The organism is Agrobacterium sp. LR_9 (genome assembly GCF_041954855.1).
GTDB classification, from domain to species: domain Bacteria; phylum Pseudomonadota; class Alphaproteobacteria; order Rhizobiales; family Rhizobiaceae; genus Agrobacterium; species Agrobacterium leguminum.
In genome coordinates, this window is sequence record NZ_JAVAYA010000014.1 from 1 (window position 1) to 21,231 (window position 21,231).

General features: G+C 56.9%; 21 protein-coding genes and 2 pseudogenes. 10 read left to right on the plus strand and 13 right to left on the minus strand.

What is annotated here, in order from left to right; translation table 11 throughout:
- From RAC79_RS16440 to RAC79_RS16470, 7 genes and pseudogenes are all read right to left on the minus strand, one after another.
- Positions 1–315, minus strand: a pseudogene (locus RAC79_RS16440) (recombinase family protein); the annotation flags it as partial.
- A complete protein-coding gene (locus tag RAC79_RS16445) occupies positions 278–586 on the minus strand; it encodes a hypothetical protein (RefSeq protein ID WP_174037372.1) in 309 nt (102 codons plus the stop codon). The gene RAC79_RS16445 and the pseudogene RAC79_RS16440, both read right to left, overlap by 38 nt.
- 369 nt (positions 587–955) lie before the next feature.
- Positions 956–1,342: a response regulator gene (locus tag RAC79_RS16450; RefSeq protein ID WP_374997307.1), complete on the minus strand. Its 387-nt coding sequence runs from the start codon at positions 1,340–1,342 to the stop codon at positions 956–958.
- Positions 1,342–3,654, minus strand: a complete 2,313-nt coding sequence (locus tag RAC79_RS16455; protein ID WP_374997291.1) for a GAF domain-containing protein — start codon at positions 3,652–3,654, stop codon at positions 1,342–1,344. Before RAC79_RS16455 ends, RAC79_RS16450 begins: the two co-directional genes overlap by 1 nt.
- Positions 3,655–3,663: 9 nt before the next feature.
- Positions 3,664–4,110, minus strand: a complete 447-nt coding sequence (locus RAC79_RS16460) for a response regulator (RefSeq protein WP_065654879.1) — start codon at positions 4,108–4,110, stop codon at positions 3,664–3,666.
- Between the two features lie 11 nt (positions 4,111–4,121).
- Positions 4,122–5,231 (minus strand): PAS domain-containing protein, encoded by a 1,110-nt coding sequence (locus RAC79_RS16465; protein ID WP_080857739.1) that lies wholly within the window; start codon positions 5,229–5,231, stop codon positions 4,122–4,124.
- 23 nt (positions 5,232–5,254) lie between these two features.
- A complete protein-coding gene (locus tag RAC79_RS16470) occupies positions 5,255–5,437 on the minus strand; it encodes a hypothetical protein (RefSeq protein ID WP_174040250.1) in 183 nt (60 codons plus the stop codon).
- A 78-nt stretch (positions 5,438–5,515) separates the two neighbouring features.
- On the opposite strand from RAC79_RS16470, the gene RAC79_RS16475 reads away from it, so the two are divergent.
- The 3 genes from RAC79_RS16475 (at position 5,516) to RAC79_RS16485 (ending at position 6,830) form a co-directional block, all read left to right on the plus strand.
- The gene (locus RAC79_RS16475; protein ID WP_174040251.1) at positions 5,516–5,806 is read left to right on the plus strand and encodes a hypothetical protein; all 291 of its coding nucleotides are present in this window, start codon (positions 5,516–5,518) and stop codon (positions 5,804–5,806) included.
- A 166-nt stretch (positions 5,807–5,972) separates the two neighbouring features.
- Positions 5,973–6,452, plus strand: a complete 480-nt coding sequence (locus RAC79_RS16480) for an Hsp20 family protein (RefSeq protein ID WP_174037378.1) — start codon at positions 5,973–5,975, stop codon at positions 6,450–6,452.
- A 78-nt stretch (positions 6,453–6,530) separates the two neighbouring features.
- On the plus strand, positions 6,531–6,830 hold the full coding sequence (locus RAC79_RS16485) for a DUF982 domain-containing protein (RefSeq protein ID WP_081307784.1): 300 nt from the start codon (positions 6,531–6,533) through the stop codon (positions 6,828–6,830).
- Between the two features lie 512 nt (positions 6,831–7,342).
- Here RAC79_RS16485 and RAC79_RS16490 read toward each other — a convergent pair.
- A complete protein-coding gene (locus RAC79_RS16490) occupies positions 7,343–8,260 on the minus strand; it encodes a LysR family transcriptional regulator (protein WP_078052924.1) in 918 nt (305 codons plus the stop codon).
- Positions 8,261–8,379: 119 nt separating this feature from the next.
- Here RAC79_RS16490 and RAC79_RS16495 point away from each other — a divergent pair, with 119 nt between their 5' ends.
- Complete coding sequence (locus RAC79_RS16495; RefSeq protein ID WP_078052923.1) at positions 8,380–9,246, plus strand: aldo/keto reductase family oxidoreductase; 867 nt, start codon at positions 8,380–8,382, stop codon at positions 9,244–9,246.
- Positions 9,247–9,327: 81 nt separating this feature from the next.
- Here RAC79_RS16495 and RAC79_RS16500 read toward each other — a convergent pair whose 3' ends face one another.
- A complete protein-coding gene (locus RAC79_RS16500) occupies positions 9,328–10,341 on the minus strand; it encodes a LacI family DNA-binding transcriptional regulator (RefSeq protein WP_374997292.1) in 1,014 nt (337 codons plus the stop codon).
- Positions 10,342–10,460: 119 nt separating this feature from the next.
- Here RAC79_RS16500 and iolG point away from each other — a divergent pair, with 119 nt between their 5' ends.
- Genes iolG through RAC79_RS16520 form a run of 4 tightly spaced genes read left to right on the plus strand, consistent with a single transcriptional unit; the run spans position 10,461 to position 14,666 of the window.
- Positions 10,461–11,468: an inositol 2-dehydrogenase gene (gene iolG, locus RAC79_RS16505; protein ID WP_174040255.1), complete on the plus strand. Its 1,008-nt coding sequence runs from the start codon at positions 10,461–10,463 to the stop codon at positions 11,466–11,468.
- 18 nt (positions 11,469–11,486) lie between these two features.
- Positions 11,487–12,401: a myo-inosose-2 dehydratase gene (gene iolE / locus RAC79_RS16510; RefSeq protein ID WP_174040257.1), complete on the plus strand. Its 915-nt coding sequence runs from the start codon at positions 11,487–11,489 to the stop codon at positions 12,399–12,401.
- A 14-nt stretch (positions 12,402–12,415) separates the two neighbouring features.
- Positions 12,416–13,588, plus strand: a complete 1,173-nt coding sequence (locus tag RAC79_RS16515; protein WP_022557482.1) for a Gfo/Idh/MocA family protein — start codon at positions 12,416–12,418, stop codon at positions 13,586–13,588.
- A 31-nt stretch (positions 13,589–13,619) separates the two neighbouring features.
- On the plus strand, positions 13,620–14,666 hold the full coding sequence (locus RAC79_RS16520) for a Gfo/Idh/MocA family protein (protein WP_080857748.1): 1,047 nt from the start codon (positions 13,620–13,622) through the stop codon (positions 14,664–14,666).
- Positions 14,667–14,809: 143 nt separating this feature from the next.
- On the opposite strand, the gene RAC79_RS16525 is transcribed toward RAC79_RS16520, so the two are convergent.
- Together RAC79_RS16525 and RAC79_RS16530 are read right to left on the minus strand one after the other, a co-directional pair.
- Positions 14,810–15,604 (minus strand): SDR family NAD(P)-dependent oxidoreductase, encoded by a 795-nt coding sequence (locus RAC79_RS16525; protein WP_374997293.1) that lies wholly within the window; start codon positions 15,602–15,604, stop codon positions 14,810–14,812.
- Positions 15,605–15,614: 10 nt separating this feature from the next.
- A complete protein-coding gene (locus RAC79_RS16530; RefSeq protein WP_080857750.1) occupies positions 15,615–16,784 on the minus strand; it encodes a zinc-dependent alcohol dehydrogenase in 1,170 nt (389 codons plus the stop codon).
- Positions 16,785–16,966: 182 nt separating this feature from the next.
- On the opposite strand from RAC79_RS16530, the gene RAC79_RS16535 reads away from it, so the two are divergent.
- Both RAC79_RS16535 and RAC79_RS16540 read left to right on the plus strand, forming a co-directional pair.
- Positions 16,967–17,164 carry a hypothetical protein gene (locus tag RAC79_RS16535; RefSeq protein WP_080857751.1) on the plus strand — a complete coding sequence of 66 codons (198 nt, stop codon included), beginning with the start codon at positions 16,967–16,969 and terminating at the stop codon, positions 17,162–17,164.
- A 22-nt stretch (positions 17,165–17,186) separates the two neighbouring features.
- A pseudogene (locus RAC79_RS16540) lies at positions 17,187–17,390 on the plus strand (sigma factor-like helix-turn-helix DNA-binding protein); the annotation flags it as partial.
- On the opposite strand, the gene treZ reads toward RAC79_RS16540, so the two are convergent.
- Positions 17,373–19,178, minus strand: a complete 1,806-nt coding sequence (gene treZ, locus RAC79_RS16545) for a malto-oligosyltrehalose trehalohydrolase (protein ID WP_374997294.1) — start codon at positions 19,176–19,178, stop codon at positions 17,373–17,375. The pseudogene RAC79_RS16540 and the gene treZ overlap by 18 nt on opposite strands.
- Positions 19,178–20,731, minus strand: a complete 1,554-nt coding sequence (glgA, locus tag RAC79_RS16550) for a glycogen synthase GlgA (RefSeq protein ID WP_374997295.1) — start codon at positions 20,729–20,731, stop codon at positions 19,178–19,180. The genes treZ and glgA overlap by 1 nt, the downstream gene beginning before the upstream one ends.
- Positions 20,732–21,231 lie beyond the last annotated feature (500 nt).

Consider the following 21,231-nt stretch of genomic DNA (forward strand, 5'->3'; position numbering starts at 1 on the left):
CTGGACCTCAAGCGATGACTGCTGATGGGCGGGGGTCTTGCCGATGACGACCTTCTGGATGAACTGGCGCACGATGTTCATGAAGGGCTGCTTCGTCTCCGTGTCGGCGTGTTCGCGTAGGTAATAGAAGGCGGAGTTGATGACCAACTCGACGGCGTCCGGGCTGACCTCGGCCTTCAGCTTCTTGATCTTCTCCCCGAAATCTTCCTCCGCCGGCGCCTGCTTCAGCCGCGCCTCGAGGCCGGCACGGCGTTCCTCAAGCGTATCGAGCGTATCGTTAAGGGCAGCCAGACGGGGCCGCCCCCTCGGCCGCACGATCGCTGATCTGCTGGATGATCTGGCGCTGTTCCTGTTCGGCAGCTTTCAACTCCCTGGAAATCTGCTCGCGCTCGTCGGGTTCGTGCTTGATGGACGCTGCGAGGTTATGGCGCGCCTGTCCGGCGACGTCGTCGAATAAACCCATTCCGAAGAACGCAGCGGGGAGGCAGGACAGAACCCGATCCTCGAGGTTCTTGTGCAGGATGGTCTTCTGGTTCGTACAGCAGGCGCCATCGAGGCCGTCGATTGGCAGTCCCCTGAAGGCCAATGGTCAATTCAAGTTGCGCGCGCTCACACGCGATCCGAGCAAGTATCAAGGCCTTGCTGACGAAGTCGCCGCCGCGGACAAGCGTCGTTCTTGTGCGTTGCGCAACGATGGATGGATCATCATGGCGACCCGTGCACGATATACTGAAGGCGGCCGGAATTGAAGTCGCCGTTGTTCGGCTTCCGTTGACGAGCCTCAAAGCAGACGTTTATGCGACTTTGCTGTGCATTGCGCGGCAGGTAGGAAAGTGGCCTGCTGACGGTTCAGGTGTCGGTGCATTACTCGGCACCACCGTTGCAAGATGGCTAACGAACATCGGCGGACATGCTTTGGCCTAGTGTGTGCATGGCAAACTTGGCTCTTATCGAATTACGCCTTCTGTTGAAGCAGCTGCCTAATAGTCTCGACGATCTGCTCTTCCCGGTAAGGCTTGGCGAAAAATACCGTTTCAGCAGGAATCCGGTCGCCAGGGTCCTGGATATGTCCAGAAACAACGATCACCTTGATCGGCGGCCACCTATCACGAATGATCGCCGCAAGGCGCATGCCGTCGAGGCCGCGCGGCATATCGACGTCGGTAAACACAATGCGAATATCGTCGCGTTCCTCCAGAATAGCCACGGCTTCTGTCGCATCTGCCGCGGCAACCGCTTGATATCCTGCCGCCTCAACGAGGTCGACGGCAGCCAGGCGCAACAGCGGTTCGTCTTCGACTACCAGGATGATCGCAGCTTTGTTCGTAATGTCAGCCATCATCATGAGTGCCTCAGTTGCGAAACCAATGCCTGCATCGTCACTCGCAATCCTTCCGGATCGTAATTGATTTCGACACCGCCTGTTCCCATCAATCCAAGTCGGATGAGTTTCGATCCAAAACCTTTACCTGATGGCGTAACCACCGCGGGGCCATCATGCTCGTTCCATTCAAGAAGAAGCGCAGTATCTCCGTTGCACTCCTGCGTTGTCCAACGAACGGTAACGGTACCCACGTCGTTCGACCATGCTCCATATTTCAGGGCGTTGGTGCCAAGTTCATGCATCAAAAGAGCCAGAGAAAGAGCCGAGCGCGGTCCAAGCTCCAAGTCTTGACCTGACGTCGAGTAACGGTCGGGTAGTGACAGCTGGCGCAAAACAGAATCAATGACGGCCTCCATACGCGCGGAAGACCAATCCTGCACGAGAAGGACCTCGTGGGCTTTGGAGAGCGCGTGGAGACGGTTGGTAAAGGCCTCGACTGGCCCTCGATCTGTCACCGGACGCAAGGTCTGCGTTGCAATCGCCTGGACCATGGCCATCGTATTCTTCAGGCGATGACTGATCTCATGGTTCAACACCTGCTGTTCCTGTTGGGCTAGTATCCTGGAGATGGCTTCGCGCGTTCGGTCGGCAATTGTGCGGACAAAATCGCGCTCTTCCGTCGTGAAGTGATGGGGTCTGTCGTAGTGAACGAACATAACTCCCACAAACGCGCCGTGCTCAACGATCGGAACATTGACGAGAACCGAGATTCCGATCGAATGAAACAGCTCGGCCGAGTCTGACGTCCGGGGATCTTTTTCCACGTCTGGGATAATCACCGTCTCGCCGCGCTTAAGATCCTCGATATATGATCCATAGTTACGAAACTGATGTAGGCCAGCGACGGTCGAGACCCCTTCTGCTCGCCAGTCTGGCAGCATTTCAACGGTCTCGGCAATCGGGTCCACAAGGCCGTAGCCTGCTCTTGTGGCGCCAGCCAGGTTTCGCGCCATAATCTCGGCTGCGGCAAATGCTACATCTGTGACATCGTCCAGTTCACGAATTTTGTCACCTAGCTCCAGAAATGCCAGCTGTCGGTCTTCCGCAACTTTTTGCGCCGTAGCATTCCGTGCGACCTTGATGAACCCGGAAATCGGTGAAGCACCTCGGCTTGGAAGCGGGCGAAGGGTTCCGTCGAGAAACACCTTTGATCCGTCCGCTGCCTGATGCCATCGCCGATCGACTGCGAGGCCTTCTGCTGCGGCTTTCCGCACTTCCCTAGCCGGAACGTCTGCCGCGCGATCCTCATTCGTAAAGAGCTCTGCGAACGGCCGGCCGAGCATCTCCGCTTCCGACCAGCCAAACGTTTCCTGCGCCCCGCCAAACCAGCTGGTAATGCGGTGCTCGTTATCCACTGTCAGAATTGTGTAGTCTTTCGCCCCCTCGACGATGAGCCGCAGCTTTGTCTCGCTCTCCTGAAGTGCCTCCAGCGCCCGCATTCGGTCTGTCACCTCGACAAAGATGATGACAAACTTATCATTACCGGTGGCTTGTACGTAGCCATCGAACCAGCGGCCAAGCGAGCCAACTTTCCGGGTAAACCGTTTATTCTGGCCGGTTTCGACCACGTCTGCGACGTCGGAAACCCACTCCTGTTCAAAACTCGGGAAAATCTCACACATTGTACGGCCTGACACGTTTTGGTCAGGATAGCCTACCAGTTCACTCCAAGCGGGATTAACCGTTTCATACCGCCAGTCGACGATCTTGCCATCGATATCCCGAACAACCGAGCCGACGATAATGCCTTCCTCGAGCTGCTCGAAAAGCGAACTCCATCGACGCTCGGATAGAAAAGTGGCAATCTGGTTCGAAACCAGCTTGCCGATCCGACTGAGCAACTCGAGCTCGCTCTCCGTCCAGTTACGTGGCTCGCCATCGATCGCAGCCAACGCCCCGATCACCATTCCGTCCGGCAACGTAACTGGAACCCCCATGTAGGAGATCACGCCCAGATCCGTGATGGCCAGATTGTTCCGGACAAGATCGTGGATCGTCGCGTCACCTATGATCAGAGGCTGTTTATCGCGGACGACATGTTGACAGAATGAGTGCGTCAGGGGGGTCTCAGCCGCCTCGGCCCATTTTTCCGGCAAGCCGAGGTGAGCGATGAAAACCTGACGATCTTCATCGAGTATCGACACAAGCGCCACAGGACAGTTCAGCCCCGCTTTGACGACCTCGATAATGTCCTGGAATTCCGACTGAACCGGAGCTTCAAGCAGACCTGAATCTCGAACAGCGCCGATGCGCTCCGATGGTGAACTCACTGGGTTTCCTTAACCGCGCGGACGCGAAGTTGATCGTGAAGCTAGAGCCGCAAGGACGGCGGGCGAAAGGACAAGGCTCGGCGGAACTACGGACGTGGGGCCTCCATCGACAAAACTTTGAAGAAACTGCATGGCGTTCTGCAACCCGTTCATTGTGTAAGGCTTCTCGATCGCCCCGAGTCCTCCGGCAAAATCGTCTGGTATACGCTTGAGATTACCTGACACGAAAACGAAGGGTATTGTTTTTTCCGACAGGTAGCGGCCGACATCGATGCCTGTCGGGCCGTCGAGCAACTGAATATCGACAAAAGCAAATTGCGGCGAGGTCGCTTCAGCGAGTTCGATTGCTTCCCGGCTGTCAGCGGCCGTCCCGACGACATGATGGCCGGCATCTTCCACTTCGCTTTCCAGCTCCATAGCCAGGAGGACCTCGTCCTCGACAATCAGAATATTCAAGACAAATCCTCTCAGTCTTTCACCGACAGTTCGACGCTGACGTCTGTTTTGTGACCGGTAATCTTCCGGTCCATCTTGGCGCGAAGTTGCAGGAGACACGCCTCAAGCATCTTCTGGCTGAAAGCCTCCTCTTCTTTGTCTACCTCCACTGGCGAAACGGTGTCGATGACCCGCATCAAGAAGTGCCCGTTCAGCCGCCTTATCTCGAGATGGATTTTGCCACCGCCGTCACTCAGACCCCTGCGGATAGCGTCGCCGACGAGCTCGTTTATGATCAGGGCCAGCGGAGATGCCTTAGTCGCTGGGACTACGACTTCGTGAAGATCTGTCGTGAGCTGGATGTCGGGGCGCTTAAGCGCACCTATCTTGTCAAGCATCAGGGTGTTTGCGAAATCTGCGACGTCGAAATAGCCGACCTCTTCGTCGTTCAGGAGTTTACGCTGAACCGTGCTTAGAGCTTCGACCCGATTGAGCACTGACATGAGTGTTCGCTCAACGACATCATTCTCAGTCATACGCGCTTGAAGTTTCACGATCGACGCAATCGTCAGCAGGTTGTTTTTTACCCTATGATCGACCTCGTGAACCAAGGCCGTTTTCGCTCGAAGAGCATCTGTCAGAGCCGCGGTTCGCAACGCAACTTCTTCTTCGGCGGTATGACGTGCCTGGGCGAGCTTCGCTTCCTTGCTCTTGATATTTGTGAAGTCGAGTTGCGAGGCAAAGAAATAGATGACCGTTCCTGAGGCATCCCGAACCGGACTGACGAAGAGGGCGTTCCAGAATTCTGATCCATCTTTCCGGTAATTTAGGATGTCGATTGACAGATCCTGCTCTGCCGCAATGGCTTCGCGAAGCTTCTGCACAGCTTTCGGATCGGTATTCGGTCCCTGAAGGAGACGGCAGTTCTTTCCGATTAGCTCCTCGTTGGAATAGCCAGTCAACTTAGAGAACGCCGTATTACAGAAGATAATCGGGTTGTCAGGTTGACGCGGATCGGTGATGAGCATGGGCATACGCGTGGCTTTGAACGCCGCCGCGAATGGATCTTCAGAAGCATGACCAGCAACGAGACGGTTCCCTGCATCTCTGGCGTCTTGTCGGGTCTGAGGGTCATCTGTCATGAGGATTCCTGATTTTGCGGCAACTAATAATGTGCGGCTCCCATATTGGTTCCATGGCAGGAGCTCGTTTGGCAGGAAAGCGTATCTTCATCCGCGCATCTGTTAAGGCGCTTCGTCAGACGATGTTCGAGGCTGGGTTGGACGCCGCCGCAGAATGGCGGCGTGTCGATGGTGAGTTCAAGCTGCACCAGGCTTGAATCGGACATGTCCACTTCCTAGCTCACCCGGCGATCGGGGCTTGATGAGCCCGGTCGCTTTCCCACGTCTGTATGGAGTGAGACCAAATGGAAGAGGACATTAAGATCATCAAGGACGCTAGCATCGCCGAGAGGGAAGAGATTATTGTCGATTTTGCGCGATGGCTTGAGACCGCCTCGCAGGAGGCAGTGGTCTACGGTGAGGGGCGTTTTGCATTGATGTCTGCGAATATGGCGGAAGCCATCCGCGTAAACGCCGATGAACTGGCACGCGACACTCCCGAAACCGCCGAGCGGGTATTGCAACAAGCTTGCGAGATGATCTCGCAGTTCAAGGCGGCTTATCCGCATCGTGTTCTCAGTCGATCGGTACATTGACAGCCGGACAGCGCGAATTCGGTAAATTTTTTCCGCAGCAGATCTTGAATCGGAAAATCACCAAAACCAAATCGTCTGCCGCCAGCCGCTTAAGACAGGGTTGGCATTGCCGGGAGCGCCGCTTTTGGCACTCCCGTACCCATGTTGCTTCAAGGAGGATATGGCTATGGCAACATCTTACGACTATGCACCACTCTACCGCTCGAGCGTTGGTTTCGACCGGATCTTCAATCTTCTGGAAAACGCTCAGCGTGCCCGTTCGACGAACGACTGGCCGCCCTATGACATCGTCAAAACAGGGGACGATTCATATCGGATCTCGATTGCGGTGGCGGGCTTTGCCCAAGACGATCTCGACGTCAGTTTCCAATCCAACCTGCTCACTGTTGCCGGCAAGAAGCAGGAGGCACCCTCGGATGGCTACCTGCATCGCGGCATCGCTGGTCGCCCGTTCGAACATCGTTTCGAACTCGCCGACCATGTCCGTGTGAGCGGAGCGGGTTTGAATAACGGTCTCCTGTCGATCGAGCTTGTCCGCGAGATTCCCGAGGCATTGAAGCCGCGCAAGATCTCGATTCAGAGCACGCCCACGCCCACGCTGACGTCGGCGGCTCCGGCACAGATTGAAGCACAGAAGGCGGCTTGATCTGTAAGTTTGTCCACTAAGTCCAAGGGCGCCATTGAGATGGCGCCCGTCAACATGACGGGTTGGAAGGAGAGAACGATGAAACCCGATATGTTCAGCAAACCAGTTACTATTCTTGTCGGCTTGGGGTTCCCGACGGAAGTTCGTACCTTAATGGATGCTTACCGACACCTGGCCGAGTGGCCGGTGTCACTCAGAGACACTGCCCATTCCGTTGCCTTAAAAGCCTGTCAGGCAGCCCTTCGTGGCGAGATTGAGGCAGAAACGGCGCGTGGTCTGTTCACAGCGTTTGCGGAAAAGCATGAACTTCTTGCCCCTGAAACATCTGCGGTTTTGGCTTCTCGCAGGTATCGCGATAGAGATCCACACGTGGGGTGATGCAGCTCGAGAGGTTCACTTCGGACGAAGATAGTTCCACCAACTTAAGGTGGGCTGTATTCCGAGAGGTCCCATCGAGTAGAGGGCAAGACTACCCGATGCCAGACCTTCGGGCGAGTCGTCGATGTTAACCCTGAGCTTTGGCGTAGCTTCCATCGGTTCCGTCTCCCGGCCGTCCAACGTCGTCGGGACAACAGTTCATGTAAGCCAGCACGCGGGTTGAACCTGGGTTGACTCCAGCAGGGATTGTTTTCGAACTCTACCTTCGTTCCCCGCAAAGGCTTGGCCTTCACGAGTATTTCGGCCCCATTCGCTGGTTCGCCGTCAATGCTATTGAGCGTCGGTATGGAGCGCTGCTCTTTTTCGACACATGATCGCTGTTTCACCGCATGTCCACCATGACGGACGCTCGACATATCGTTGGAAACCGAGCCTCCGCTAAAAGCAGTGTCGCCGGTTCGATTCCCATCAAGAGCGAGGACCGACCTTCAAGTTCAAACCGAAGCGTCCGCTCATTCTGCCCCGATCCATACCTTGTGCGATTGCCTCACGAAATCGATAAATGCGCGCAATGGCGCGGGCACAAGGCGCCGCCCAGGGTAATAGAGGAACGGACCCGAAAACTGCAGCCACCATTCTTCCATCACCGGCACCAGATCTCCTCGATCAAAGTGTGGCCTTAGCCAGTCCTCGAAAATATAAATCATGCCAGAACCGGCAATGGCTGCGTCGATGCCAAGATCAGTGCCGCCGCCGAACTGGACCACGAGGTTACCTTTCGGATTTATGATGACTTCCTCCCCATCGCGTTCGAATTCCCAAGAGGGGAGTGCACGCCCCGAAAACCGCCCCAGAATACAATCATGCGAAAGCAGGTCTCGTGGATGTTGCGGTCCACCCCTCCTTGCGAGATAACGCGACGACGCGGCAAGGGCGTAGCGCTGCTGACGCGGGCCGATCGGCAAAGCCACCATATCCTGCTCGAGCCGTTCGTCATAACGGATGCCAGCATCGCAGCCGCTTTTTATGATGTCGACGAAGTTCTCGTCGGTCACGATTTCCAGTCTTATGTCTGGATAGGCCGCCAAGAACGGCGGCACGATCGCAGGCAGGACCAGCCTTGCCGCGCTCATCGGGACATTTAGCCTGAGCTCCCCCGAGGGGCGGCCGCGGCTGCTTCTTACCTCGTCGAGTGCCGATGCGACTTCTGCAAACGCAGGTCCGGTGCGCTCCAGCAAGAGACGTCCGGCCTCCGTCGGGAGTACGCTGCGAGTGGTGCGATTGAATAGCCTTACCCCAATGTCCTCTTCCAGGCGTTTCACCGCATCGCTCAACGCGGAGGAACTGATGCCACTTTCGCGCGCGGCCTGCCGAAAACCTCTGGATCGAGCCACCAGCAGAAACGCATTGACGTCCGTAATGTCCGACATCCTGTTCTCCAAATCATGAGGCTGATTGTCCGTTAGGGCGGACAGCTTGTCCGGATTATAGCTTCTTGTGCCGCATATGCCAAACATCTATTTCTGAGGACTACAAAGGAGATACAGCCATGAGCACTATCGAAAATACAGGAACCTTCAAGCTTGGCGATCGTACGGTGCGCCGGCTGGGTTATGGCGCCATGCAGCTTGCGGGCAAAGGCGTGTTCGGCCCGCCGCGCGATCGTCGGGAGGCCATCGCCGTTCTGCGCGAGGCTGTGGACAGTAGCGTCAATCACATCGACACCAGCGACTTCTACGGTCCGCATGTCACGAACGAGATCATACGCGAAGCCTTGCATCCCTATGGCAGCGACCTGGTGATTGTCACGAAAGTCGGCGTAGTCAGGGGAGCTGACGCCTCGTGGAACGCGTCATTTTCGCGCGCCGGCCTGACGCAGGCCGTTCATGACAACCTCCGCAATCTCGGGCTCGATGTGCTCGATGTAGTGAACCTCCGCGCCATGTTCGACGTGCATGGTCCCGCAGAAGGCTCGTTGGATGAGCCGCTTCAGGTTCTGGCGGAGTTGAAGCAACAAGGCCTGATCCGGCATATTGGACTGTCTAATGTCACGGCCAAGCAGGTTGAGGAAGCCGGCAAGATCACCGAGATCGTCTGTGTGCAGAACCAGTACAACCTTGCGCATCGCCAGGACGAAGCCTTAATCGACACGCTCGCCTCTCGAGGCGTGGCCTATGTCCCGTTCTTTCCTCTTGGCGGCTTCTCACCGCTGCAATCCTCGACCCTGTCGAGCCTCGCCGCCCGGCTCAACGCCACGCCGATGCAGGTGGCCCTTGCATGGCTTCTCCAACGATCGCCGAATATTCTCCTGATCCCTGGCACTTCATCACGAGTCCATCTGCGGGAAAACCTTGCAGCGGCCACGATAGAGCTTCCCTCGGAGGTACTGTCGGAACTGGATAATGTTGCTGCCTAATGCCGTTGTTTAGATCTGAGGAACCTGTGGAGGTTGATGGTCCAGGGGATGTTCCAGTTCGTCTCAAACAGCCTGCCCATTTCAGCAGTTTTCAATTGTGTGGATCTGGACCGGCGTTATGAGCGAGGGTGGTGGTCTTTCCTGTCGCCCAAAGAAAGCTGCAAGCGCACCAATAGCAGTCTGCACCTCGAAAGCGGGTCCTTGATCGATGATGATATCGATCAAGCCCTGTCGCAGCAACTGCCGTCTCTCGTCCGTCAATTCATGGGTGATGAACACTATTTCATTCGCTCGTCCTACAGCATCCACGGCATTCAGGACGGTTGATGCGCCAGCTGACGCATTGTAGATCCCGCGAATGGCGCTGTTGCGCTTCAAGGCGCTAAACACTAAGTCGCCAGCCAGTTCAGCCCGCTCATAGCTTTCAAGCACCTCGGTCACATGACAATCGGGATAGCGTTCGTTTAGCACGGCACGGAATCCGGTCTCACGCTCCTCATGTCCCATCATGCTGAGCATGCCAGAAATCACAATGACGTCTCCACCGTCTCGCCCCAGAAGGCGGCCCATCAGATCGCCGGCAATCCTGCCTGTCTTGACGTTGTCGGGACCAACATAGGCAAAGCGCTCCGAGCCTGCGATGTCAGTGACAAGCGTGATGACCGGCTTGCCCGACGCGCCAAATTCTCTCAATGCGGCAGCAATATCGGGATCCGCTGCGCTGACAATCACCATCCCATCGCATGTCTTGATGAGGCTGCCGATCAGGCCAGCTGTCGCACGAGGCTTTACCGGATCGATATGATGGATTTTGAACTGCAGATTGAACTGCGGGAAATCTCGCGCTGCCGCCTCGAAGTTTGCCTGGACTGAGGCGTGAAACGGGTTTTCGGGACGCTGAAGCAGAACGGCAATCCTGAGGGTTCGTGCGGCCCGCTGATTGAGCGCGCGATCAATCTTGAGCTTTCGAGCCCATTCGATAACGCGTCTTTCCTTCGCGTCGGTGACGCCGCCACGATTGTTAAGAACACGGTCAACGGTGGAAAGCGAAACGTTTGCTGCCTTGGCGATGTCCCTTGCCGTGATCTTTCCCATTCCAGGTGGCCCTATTTTGACGAGATCTCTTCAAGAATAGAATACCGCATCAAGAACCTAACGCTATCATCTTTCTCATTCGAACGTCATGGGCGTTTCGAAAAAGGGAGGTTACAAACATGATTGAGCTCGCCGTCTTTGGCGCAGGCCGTATTGGGCAGGTGCATGCCCTGAATGCGGCTGCTCACCCTTCAGCGCGCCTGAAATACATCGTTGACCCCGTAGCAAGCGAGCATCGCGAGCATCTCGTAATCCAAACCGGAGCCGTGCTGTGCGAGCCGGAAGAAGTCTTTGCCGACCTAGATATCACAGGCATCGTCATAGCGAGTTCCACTGATACCCATGCGGAACTGCTTTTGCGGGCGGCGCAGGCAGGCAAAGCCGTGTTCTGTGAAAAACCGGTCAGCCTTGATTTTGCAACCGTCGTAGATGTCACAAGCAAGGTTGAAAACGCCGGTGTGGCCTGCCTACTTGGATTTCAACGCCGATATGATCCGGATTATCGTCTGGTGCGTGACAGGATTGCGAGTGGTCAGGCAGGCCGCTTGGAGCACATCGTCATGCACACCCGCGACCCGTCGCCCCCGCCACGTTTCTACGTCGAGCGGTCGGGTGGCATGTTTCGAGACCAGGCGATCCATGATTTCGACATGGCCCGTTATCTTCTTGGAGAGGAAATCGCAATTGTCTACGCGGTTGGAAAAAGCCTGATCGACCCGGAAATCGAAGCGGCGGGCGATATCGACACGGCAATGATCACACTGACATCGGTTTCTGGTCGCTTCGTTCAGATGATAAATTGCCGGCGTGCGCCATTCGGTTACGATCAGAGGTTGGAGGCCCTGTGCTCGAGCGAGGTGCTCTACGTCGAAAACCGCCCGCAACGGGGCGTCATGATCGCCGACGCCAATGGTTTTCATTCGTCGATACCCATGAACTATTTCATCGAACGTTTTGCGGGTGCCTATCTCGCGGAAATGCACGCCTTCATCGATATGATCGAGAAGGGTACCAAACCGCTCGCCGGGATAAGAGATGGCTTGGAGGCGCAACGCCTTGCCGAGGCCGCGATCGTTTCGATGACAACCGGCTCACCCGTCCACATCAGTTCCGACTGGCATCCTTGAGAAAGGAAGGTAACGACCATGACAACCACCGATCTCCTGCCAGAAGGTGTCAGAATTGCCGTCAGCCCGTTGTCATGGGTGAATGACGTGCTTGAGGATCTCGGACGCGACATATCGCTTGAAACCTGCCTGAACGATGCGGCAGCAATCGGTTACCAAGGCGTAGAGCTGGGTCGCAAGTTCCCCCGAGACGCCGCCGTGCTTCGTCCGCTTCTGGACAGCCGCGACCTGCAACTCGCATCAGGCTGGTATTCCGGCGAACTTGCCGAGCGCGGCGTCGATGCGGAGATGGCAAGCGTCGCCGCGCACGCTGCCCTGCTGCGGGACATGGGCAGCAGTGTGCTTGTCTATGGCGAGGTGGCGATGATGGCACCAGGCGCGCCGCTCGATGCGCCGATGTCGAAACGCCTGACCATGCCGGCGGATGATATTGGCGGTTACGCCGCGAGACTGACAGAGTTCGGCAAGCGGCTTGGCGGAGAATACGGGCTGGTGCTCGCCTATCATCACCACCTGATGATGGTCGCAGAGACCTTCGACGAGATTTCGTCGCTCTTTGACAAGACGGGAGCGGAGGCTGGGCTTCTGCTCGATACCGGCCATGCCGCCGGTGGTGGTTTCGAGTATGAACGGCTGATCGAACGTTTCGGCGATCGCATCAACCACATTCATCTCAAGGATATGCGCACTCCCGTGATGACGGAGGTTCGCAGCCGCGACCTCAGCTTTAACGACGGTGTTCGTGCCGGCATGTTCACTGTTCCTGGCGATGGTAACGTCGATTTCAGTCCGATCGTGCGCTTTGTTCGCGGCGGCTACAAGGGCTGGCTCGTGGTGGAGGCTGAGCAGGATCCCGCCCAAGCGCCGCCGCGTCCTGCCGTCACTCGCGCCTTCTTTCACATGCACGACCTTTTCGCAGCTAGACCAGATTGAAAGGGAGAGAGGCCATGACCCAAAAAAAACTCAATATCGGCCTGATCGGTTCAGGCTTCATGGGCCAGGCCCATGCGGACGCCTACCGTCGTGCTGGCGTGCTGTATCGTGATCTGGCGGCCATCCCCCATCTCTATATGCTCGCCGATGCGAGCGATGAAATGGCTGCCGATGCCGCCGCCCGATATGGTTTCGAGAAAAGCACCGGAGACTGGCGGCGACTGGTTGAGGATCCCAATGTCGACATCGTCGACATCACCTCGCCAAACGTCATGCACCATGAAATGGCGCTTGCAGCGATAGAAGCAGGCAAGCACGTCTACTGCGAAAAGCCACTTTCCGTGACGCTGGCAGAGGCAGAGCAAATGGCTGCAGCTGCCCGAAAAAAAGGCGTCAAGACGATGGTCGCCTTCAACAACATCAAGACACCGGCGGCAATGTTGGCCAAGCAATTGATCGACAGAGGCGATATCGGACAGCCCATGCGCTTTCGCGGCTGGTTCGATCAAGGCTTTTTCAATGATCCCGATTTGCCATTTTCGTGGCGCTGTACGCGTCGCGATGCAGGATCAGGGGCGCTGGGCGATCTCGGCAGCCACGTAATTTCCGTTGCACAATATCTGCTGGGTCCGGTTGAAAGCGTCATCGCCCAAAGTCAGACGTTTTTTCCAACGAGGCCCGTGCCACGGGGTGGTTCGGGTTACGGTGCAAAGGCGGGCAATGATGCGCCTCGCGCGATGGTCGAGAACGAGGATCAGATCCAGGCGCTGGTCCGCTTCAAATCCGGCGCAGGTGGCACCATTGAGGCATCCCGCGTAGCTGCTGGCAAGGTCTTTGGCGTCTACTGGGAAATATCCGGGACAGAGGGCACAATCATCATGGACGGAGAGCGCTTTAACGAGCTGAAGATATCGCGTTTCAACGACCCAAAGCCTGACCGCGGATTCAAGACGATCCTAGCGGGAAGCCAAGTACCGCAGTTTTCGGCATTTTTCGGCTTTGATTTCGCTGGCGGTGGCCTCGGCTACTTCGACGTCAAGGTTATAGAGGTACGTGACCTGATCGAAGGCATCATGCGCGATGCCGACTGTTACCCAAATTTCGAATTCGGGCTGGCCAACGAACAGATTATTGACGCCATGGAGCGGTCTCTGGCAACGGGCCAGTGGGAACAGACGGCGTCCTGAGCAATCGAGAGGCTTTTTGAGGAGATTTAAGATGACATTTCCAACCGCTCTTCCACCGTCCCGATTGCGAGCACCCCTGGACGCTCCTCCACTGCGCTGGGGCATTTTGGGGACTGGCTGGATAGCGGCAAAGTTCACAGAATCGGTAAAGGCACACACTCGGCAAGTAATCGCGGCCGTGGGTTCGAGATCGGAAGAAACTGCCAGGCGGTTTGCATCTGAGTGGGGTGTCGAGAACGCTTATGGAAGTTACGAGGCGCTCGTTCAATCACTCGATATCGATATCATCTATGTGGCGACACCACATGGTTGGCACCATGAGCACGTCCTGCTCGCGATCAACGCCGGTAAGCACGTGCTCGTCGAAAAGCCGATGGCGCTGAATCATGCCCAGGCTGCCGAAATGGTCACCGCTGCTCGTAAGAAAGGCGTCTTTTTTGCAGAAGCGCTCTGGACGTATTTCCTGCCGAAATTCGACATTGTCCAGCAGGTCCTTGATGCGGGCGTTATTGGGGACATCAAATCGGTCTACACGGAATATGGCGAGTATCTTCCGCGTGACCACCGCATCTTCAACCCAAAACTGGCAGGCGGGCCGCTGCTTGATCTAGGTACGTATCCAGTGTCGTTAATAAGCAAGCTGCTTGGCGTTCCTTCCAAGGTCGTCGGCGTTGCAAGTCCCGATCCGGCCGGAGTGAATGGGCAGCTGGCTGTCGCTATGATGAATTCCCGGGGCTGCCAGGGGACCATGGCAACGACCCTTTATGGGTTTACGCCAACCGGCGCGACCATGGTAGGCACGGAGGGCTCGATCCGGTTTGTCAACGAGTTCCATTTGCCAGGGGCGTTCGAAGTTTGGTCGCTGGACGGGACTGTCAGGTTGAAATACGCAGAACCTCGTGGCGCGCATTTCGAAGGGCTTTACCATCAGGCTGCTGGGGTCGCTTACAGTATCAGCGACGGCGACCTTGAAAGTCCTTGCAGACCGCTTGATGCATCACTTGACACGATGAAAACACTTGATGCGATCCGTGCAGCGCTCGATATCGACTTCAGGAAAGCAGGGTTGTCTGAATGACCGCAAGACGGGTCCGATAGTCGTTGTAATCTTTGCGCGAGATCATGAGCCTGGCGAAACGCGCCGCGGGTATGGCGACGCTCTTTGGAGCCCTCCCTTCGCAATCCACTCTGCGGTTCACAGGATCCTCGTAAGCCCCAGCGTCACTTTCCTTCCCGGGCAGCCATTTTGCGGTGTTGTTTCGCGAGAATATCCGAAGGGGTCACGTTTGCCGCGGCCGATATCAGCTTGTTCTTCCAGCCGGACACGACGTCTCCGTCACCATTCATCATCGCATCGTAGCCGATTTGTGCAACGAAGCCGGGGTCGTCCTTTTTCTGTTTGCCAACCGCCGTGTCGAGCATGTCCGCGCGCTCGAAAAACGCTGTCTCGGTCGCGCCGGGCATCAGGCACGTGACGGTGACCCCGGTGCCATCCAGCTCTTCGCGAAGTGCGAATGAGAAGGAATTAATGAAGGCTTTTGTCGCGTTATAGACCGCCTGAAAGGTGCCGGGCATGAAACCGGCAATGGAGCCGGTGAGTAGAATCCGGCCGCTGCCGCGCTGGCGCATGCCGTTGCCGATCGCATGCACCAGCGCAACGGTACCGCTGATATTGGTGGCTATCACCCGCTGGACCGCTTCCATTTTCTGATCGAGAAAACCGTTGCCCAGCCCCTGTCCCGCGTTCGCAAACAGCAGATCGACCGGCCACTCTTTCGTCGCTATGCGGGAGAGAAGTTTTTCCACGCCTGCCTGTGTCGAAAGGTCGGCTCGCATGGCTTCCACTTCCGTTCCCGCTGCCCGCAACTGTGTCGCCGCCGTTTCGATTTCCGCCTCGTCAGCCACGATGATGAGATTGTAGCCGTCCTGCGCCGCGCATCTTGCCAGTTCGTAACCGATGCCTGAGGAGGCGCCGGTGACGACAGCAAGGCCTTTGATTGATTTTTCCGCAGGCATGATTCTTTTCCTATGGCTTGAGGACGACCTTGATACAGCCGTCGTCGCGGTGGCTGAACGTTTTATAAAGATCAGGACCTTCATCGAGGGTGGCGCGGTGGGTGATGACGAAGGAGGGGTCAATCTCTCCCTTCTCGATCCGACCCATAAGGGTGGGCAGATAGGCCTGCACCGGTGTCTGCGCCATCCGGAATGTCAGGCCGCGATTGATCGCGGAGCCCATCGGGATTTTGTCGAGAAAACCGCCATAGACCCCGACGATCGAGACTGTGCCGAAGTTGCGGCAACAATAAATAGCCTGCCGCAGCACATGCGGGCGGTCCGTCCCCATGAATGTTGCCACCTTGATACGGTCAAGACGGGAATCCCAGCCGGCGGCCGGATCCGGTTCCGTCCCCACGGCGTCGATGCAGGCGTCGGCGCCCCGGCCATGGGTTAATTCCATGATCTGCTCGTAAATATCGTCATCCAGATAATTCAGTGTGAGCGCGCCGGCGGCGGCGGCAAGGGCGATCCGTTCCGGCACGGAATCGATAGCGATGACCCGTTCCGCACCCAACAGGAAGGCGGAGCGGATGGCCATCTGGCCGACAGGACCACAGCCCCAGATCGCGATCGTATCGCCGGGCTGGATATTACAGAAATCCGCCGCCATGTAACCGGTCGGGAAAATGTCTGACAGGAACAGGACCTGCTCGTCTGTCAGCCCGTCAGGAACCTTGATAGGCCCGACATCGGCGTAGGGAACGCGCATATATTCGGCCTGGCCGCCGCTGAAACCTCCCAGAAGGTGCGTGTAGCCGAACAGCCCGGCGGGGGAGTTTCCCCACATTTCCCGGACCTTATGGGGGTTGGGGTTGCTGCGCTCGCAGCCGGAATAAAACCCTCTTTTGCAGAAGAAACACTCTCCACAGGCAATCGTGAAGGGAACGACAACCCGGTCTCCGACCTTCAGCGTCTTATTGTCCCTGCCGACATCGACGACTTCGCCCATAGTCTCGTGGCCCATTATATCGCCACCATGCATGTCGGGCATGATCCCGTTGTAGAGATGAAGATCGGAACCGCAGATTGCGCAGGCGGTCACCTTGATGATCGCGTCGCGGCCGTGCTCGATTTGTGGATCAGGGACGCTCTCACAGCGAATGTCGTGTTTGCCGTGCCAAGTCAGTGCCTTCATGATCGGTGTTCCTTCTGGATCGGTGGAGCAGCGGGTGCGCCGGGTTCACGCCTAACCCGGCCCCATCGTCAAAGTTCCCGGGCTGTTCGAGCGATGGCGGCTGGCGGTGCGCCGTTAGAGAGGGAACAAGCTTGCCGGAGCGAAGTTAGACCGCCTATCTTTCCACGATCCGGAGGCGAGCCTTGACCCAGCCAGTTGAGTACGAAACCAGCAACAGCCTGAACATCGAAGCTGCGACCCCCAAGGTGATCAGGATCATTGTAGACGAACGCACCGTGCTTGAGGGTGTTTTGAACACCGGCAGCGTTTTGACGGTGCAGACGAAAGAAGGCGCCGAACCACAATCCATCGAACTTGTGATCGAGGACCTGGCACGGTGAAAATTGTGGTTCGCGGCCGGATACCCCTGCCAGCCAGGAATGGCGTGTGCGGCATCAGGAGGTCATGCGGGCTATCCGGCATCTCGACAAGAACCAGAAAAAAGCTCTGCTGCTCGTGGCGGCAGGGACGGGTTATGCCGATGCCGCCGCCATCTGCGGCTGCCGGGTGGGCACCATCAAAAGCCGCGTCAACAGGGCGAGGGAGTCGCTACGTCGAAATCTGGACCGAGTGCGGTCCGTCAACTGCAAACTGTGCCGCATAACCTCCGTAGTTTGTGTTATTGATGCTGCCATACTGGTGAAGGAGTTTTCCCTTTACCGGCGGCAGCTCACATGTGTTTGCCGAAAGATTTGCCCGCATTTGGAGCCGTCCCATTTTGAAATGCCAGTCGATTGCAAGGCATTTTGGCTGACATTCGAGCAAAACACCTTTCTCGAAGTGAGAGCAAAGGAGAGGCCAGATGTGCCAGCGCCGTTTTGAAAGCAACGCGGTCATCCTTGCCCTTGCCAGTTTTCCATCGGTCGTTTCAGCCCCTTGCCAGTTCAAGGTCGAAAGCTGCATCGTGTGGGGATCGTTTGGGTCACGTACCAGCTGCCGGGCATTGGGTGGGAGTTTTCCCTGGAACATTTCCGCCTGTTTAAGCCGATTTTCTATTTCCTTTTCTCGGTCGTCATCCGGATGGTCGGAGAAAAAGAAAAAAGGGTTGGCCGAGCCATGGTCGTCACCCATGAAAATTAGCGGCGTCTGCGGGGAAAGGAGTAGAATTGTTTCAAGCGTCTCAAAGAGGGGCAGTGCAATAAGGGCACGAAGCCTTTCACCGCGTAACCTGTTTCCGGCCTGATCATGATTATGGAGAAAATTCACGAATCGTTGCGGTGGCAGATGGTCACTCGGTTCTCCGCTGCTGCCAAAATCCCGGGAAGGGCGCGGTTCGCCCTGGTAGACAAAACCGGTCGCAAGCGAGCGGCAAAGCTTGTCATAGGGCCGTGCCGCGAAGTCACCATAGATGCCGCCCTTTTCCTTCGTAGTCGCAACATGGACGACGTGGTGAAAGTCATCGTTCCACTGCGCATCAATCAGGACGGTGCCATCAGCCAAGGGCGTCATTGGCGAGGCCGCGTTTCTAGCGTCCTCTATGACCAGATGCACATGCCTGTTTCTTATTGTCCGCTTCACCTCTCGCGCCATCTCGATGAGGAAATCGACCTCTCCGCCGCCGCCAGCGAGATGATCAGCGGCATCGATCCGCAATCCGTCGAAGCGATAGGTCTCGAGCCAGTAGAATGCGTTCTGAAGAAAGAATGACCGAACTTCGGCCCGGTTGAAGTCCGGCGCCGGTCCCCATGGTGTCTCATCCTTCTTGAAAAATGCCGGGGCGTAGGCCTGAAGCGTATTTCCTGCGGGGCCGAAGTGATTGTAGACGACATCCAGCAGCACCATGATACCGTGGCCATGGGCTTGATCAATGAAGGCCTTGAGCTCGTCTGGGGAGCCATAATCCCGTTGGGGTGAAAATTGCAGGACGCCGTCGTAACCCCAGCCGCGACTTCCGGCAAAGGTCGCAAGCGGCATGAGTTCGATCGCGGTAATGCCCACGTCTGCGAGATATTCAAGTTTCTCCGCCGCGGCCGCAAAGGTGCCCTCGGGTGTAAAAGTCCCGACATGGAGCTCATAGACGACTGTTTCGTGCCACGGTCGGCCCTTCCAGTCCGGGTTTTTCCAGATGAAATCATGGTTGACGATCAGGGAGGGGCCAAGCGGGCCTACCTGTTGCTGATTGGAAGCGGGATCTGCAACCCTCGTCCTGTCGGCCAGCACGAAGCAATAGCGATCGCCGGGGAGGGCGCGTTTTGTGATGTGGTGCCAGCCATCACCAGCCGTGTGCATGTCGAATTCCGCATCGTTCAGCCACAGTTTCACCGCTGCTGAGGCGGGTGCCCAGATGCTGAAATCCGTTTCGCCGGATTGATTGCGCTGCGCGCCCCTTTTGCGATAATTCGCTGCATTCATCATCAAGGCCTCCTGTTGCCAGTGGCCTGACCTGTTGGTGATCCCAGGGTTCCTGCCTGCCGTCTGTCAGCTCTTATCTTTGCAAAAGTCTCGGGCCTAATATCGGCGACAGCACCCGTTTTGGGCCTGTTGTCGCCGACAAGGCTTTCAAAAAGCGCCATATACTGTGCGGCACTCTTGTCCCAGGAAAAATTGGCCCGCATGGCTTGTGCCTGAAGCCGTCTGAAAAGTTCTCGGTCACTATAGGCACTGATGGCACGATCGAGCGCCGCGCGTAGATCGTCCTCATTTGCAGGCTCGAATTGAAAGCCTGTTGCCACGCCCGCCTCAATGGCTGCGTCATTCGCATCGATGATGGTTTCCGCTAGCCCGCCAGTGCGGCTGACTATGGGCAGTGCGCCGTATCGCAGGGCGTAAAGCTGTGTCAGGCCGCAGGGTTCGAACCGTGAAGGCTGGATAATGAAGTCTGAGCCCGCCTGAATCATATGCGCCAGACGCTCATCGTAACCGATATGGGCGCAGACCAGTTCAGGATAACGTTTTGCCAGCGCGCGCAAGCTGTCTTCCAGTGCGGTGTCGCCTTCTCCGTGAATCACCAATCTTCCTTTTCTCGCAATGATAAGTGGAACGACCTGAGGGAGGAGGTCGATGCCCTTTTGCCAGGTCAGACGGCTGACCACACCGAAAACAGGGCCTTGGGTCGGGGCGAGGCCAAGGGCCTGAAGCAAGGCATATTTGTTAAGGCTCCGGCGCGTGGCCGTCGCAGCCGTGAAATTTGTAAGAATGTAGGGGTCTGTTGCCGGGTCCCAGACTTCCTGGTCGACACCGTTGACGATGCCACGCAGGTCCTCGCGCCGCGTGGCAAGCACGCCGTGCATACCCATTCCCATTTCCGGTGTCAGAATTTCTCTTGCGTAAGTGGGGCTTACTGTCGTTACGGCCGACGCGGTCGTCAGGCCACCCTTTAAAAACGACAGGTCGCCATAATATTCGAGGCAATCGATGGTACAGAGATGTTGGGGCAACTCAAGCATACCCGCCCGCTCGAGTGGATATTGTCCCTGAAATGCGAGATTGTGAAGGGTGAGGACGGAGGGCACCGTCGCCGCCGACTCCGCGATATAAACGCAGGTCAAGGCCGCGTGCCAGTCATGGGCATGAACAAGATCAGGCTTCCAGTCGTCAATCGCGCCGAGGGCAATTTCCGCCGCCGCCTTGGACAGGACCGCAAAGCGCAGATCATTGTCGGCAAAAGGTTTGCCATTCATGCCATAGGGAGGACCTTCCCTGTCAAACAGGTCTGCCGCTTCAAGAAGCAGAAGCTTGTGACCGTCGGCGTCAAGGGAGTAAACCGATACCGCTTGCTTTAGAATATTGGCGACCAGACACGGCTTCTTGCCGCGGACGAGCGGCGTGAGCCTACGGTAGAGGGGTAGCAATGTACGAACTTCCGCGCCGTGTCTTGCTAGTGCCTCCGGCAGAGCGCCTGCCGCATCGGCCAATCCGCCGGTTTTGACGAATGGAAACATTTCGGCCGTGACGGCAAGAATCCGCATTTGGCGCCTCCAGGGAACGTATTGATCTCAGACTGCGAGGAGCCCGGAAAAAGGTTGGTGCAACCAGCTCGCCTGCCCGGAACAGGGGGACCCTACCTGTCCTGCTGCTGGCCTTTATGTGTCGTGTCTGTTTTGATGTTGCCTATCGGCCCGTCTGGGTGTTGTCGGAAGAGGAATCTTCTGTGCTCTGACGGCCATTGTCGCCGGGATCGTGATGGCTGCGGTTTTCTTCAGGAATGCAGAGCGTTTTCCTGGTCATGTTACACCTCTCCGGGTACAGGTTCCGTGGAGCGACCCGAACCTTGCTTGTAGAGGTTTGTTCCCGTCCGCCGGCTACGTTTTATCCTGCGCGCAAGTAATTTAGGGATGCACCGAAATGTAGAAACGCCGCAAGCTCCGACGGCGAGGTGCTGGGTCGGGCGACGTCTGCACGGCGTAGAGCAGGGTCGTGTTCCGCGGACACAACAGTGTTGTCCGCTGCCTTAACGATATTGCTGTCG

Excerpts from the sequence above, each read along its gene's own strand:
- RAC79_RS16450 (WP_374997307.1), bottom strand. The coding sequence starts at position 1,342 with ATGATGGCTGACATTACGAACAAAGCTGCGATCATCCTGGTAGTCGAA.
- RAC79_RS16465 (WP_080857739.1), bottom strand. The coding sequence starts at position 5,231 with ATGACAGATGACCCTCAGACCCGACAAGACGCCAGAGATGCAGGGAAC.
- RAC79_RS16470 (WP_174040250.1), bottom strand. The coding sequence starts at position 5,437 with ATGTCCGATTCAAGCCTGGTGCAGCTTGAACTCACCATCGACACGCCG.
- RAC79_RS16475 (WP_174040251.1), top strand. The coding sequence starts at position 5,516 with ATGGAAGAGGACATTAAGATCATCAAGGACGCTAGCATCGCCGAGAGG.
- RAC79_RS16480 (WP_174037378.1), top strand. The coding sequence starts at position 5,973 with ATGGCAACATCTTACGACTATGCACCACTCTACCGCTCGAGCGTTGGT.
- RAC79_RS16485 (WP_081307784.1), top strand. The coding sequence starts at position 6,531 with ATGAAACCCGATATGTTCAGCAAACCAGTTACTATTCTTGTCGGCTTG.
- RAC79_RS16490 (WP_078052924.1), bottom strand. The coding sequence starts at position 8,260 with ATGTCGGACATTACGGACGTCAATGCGTTTCTGCTGGTGGCTCGATCC.
- RAC79_RS16495 (WP_078052923.1), top strand. The coding sequence starts at position 8,380 with ATGAGCACTATCGAAAATACAGGAACCTTCAAGCTTGGCGATCGTACG.
- RAC79_RS16500 (WP_374997292.1), bottom strand. The coding sequence starts at position 10,341 with ATGGGAAAGATCACGGCAAGGGACATCGCCAAGGCAGCAAACGTTTCG.
- iolG (WP_174040255.1), top strand. The coding sequence starts at position 10,461 with ATGATTGAGCTCGCCGTCTTTGGCGCAGGCCGTATTGGGCAGGTGCAT.
- iolE (WP_174040257.1), top strand. The coding sequence starts at position 11,487 with ATGACAACCACCGATCTCCTGCCAGAAGGTGTCAGAATTGCCGTCAGC.
- RAC79_RS16515 (WP_022557482.1), top strand. The coding sequence starts at position 12,416 with ATGACCCAAAAAAAACTCAATATCGGCCTGATCGGTTCAGGCTTCATG.
- RAC79_RS16520 (WP_080857748.1), top strand. The coding sequence starts at position 13,620 with ATGACATTTCCAACCGCTCTTCCACCGTCCCGATTGCGAGCACCCCTG.
- RAC79_RS16525 (WP_374997293.1), bottom strand. The coding sequence starts at position 15,604 with ATGCCTGCGGAAAAATCAATCAAAGGCCTTGCTGTCGTCACCGGCGCC.
- RAC79_RS16530 (WP_080857750.1), bottom strand. The coding sequence starts at position 16,784 with ATGAAGGCACTGACTTGGCACGGCAAACACGACATTCGCTGTGAGAGC.
- treZ (WP_374997294.1), bottom strand. The coding sequence starts at position 19,178 with ATGATGAATGCAGCGAATTATCGCAAAAGGGGCGCGCAGCGCAATCAA.
- glgA (WP_374997295.1), bottom strand. The coding sequence starts at position 20,731 with ATGCGGATTCTTGCCGTCACGGCCGAAATGTTTCCATTCGTCAAAACC.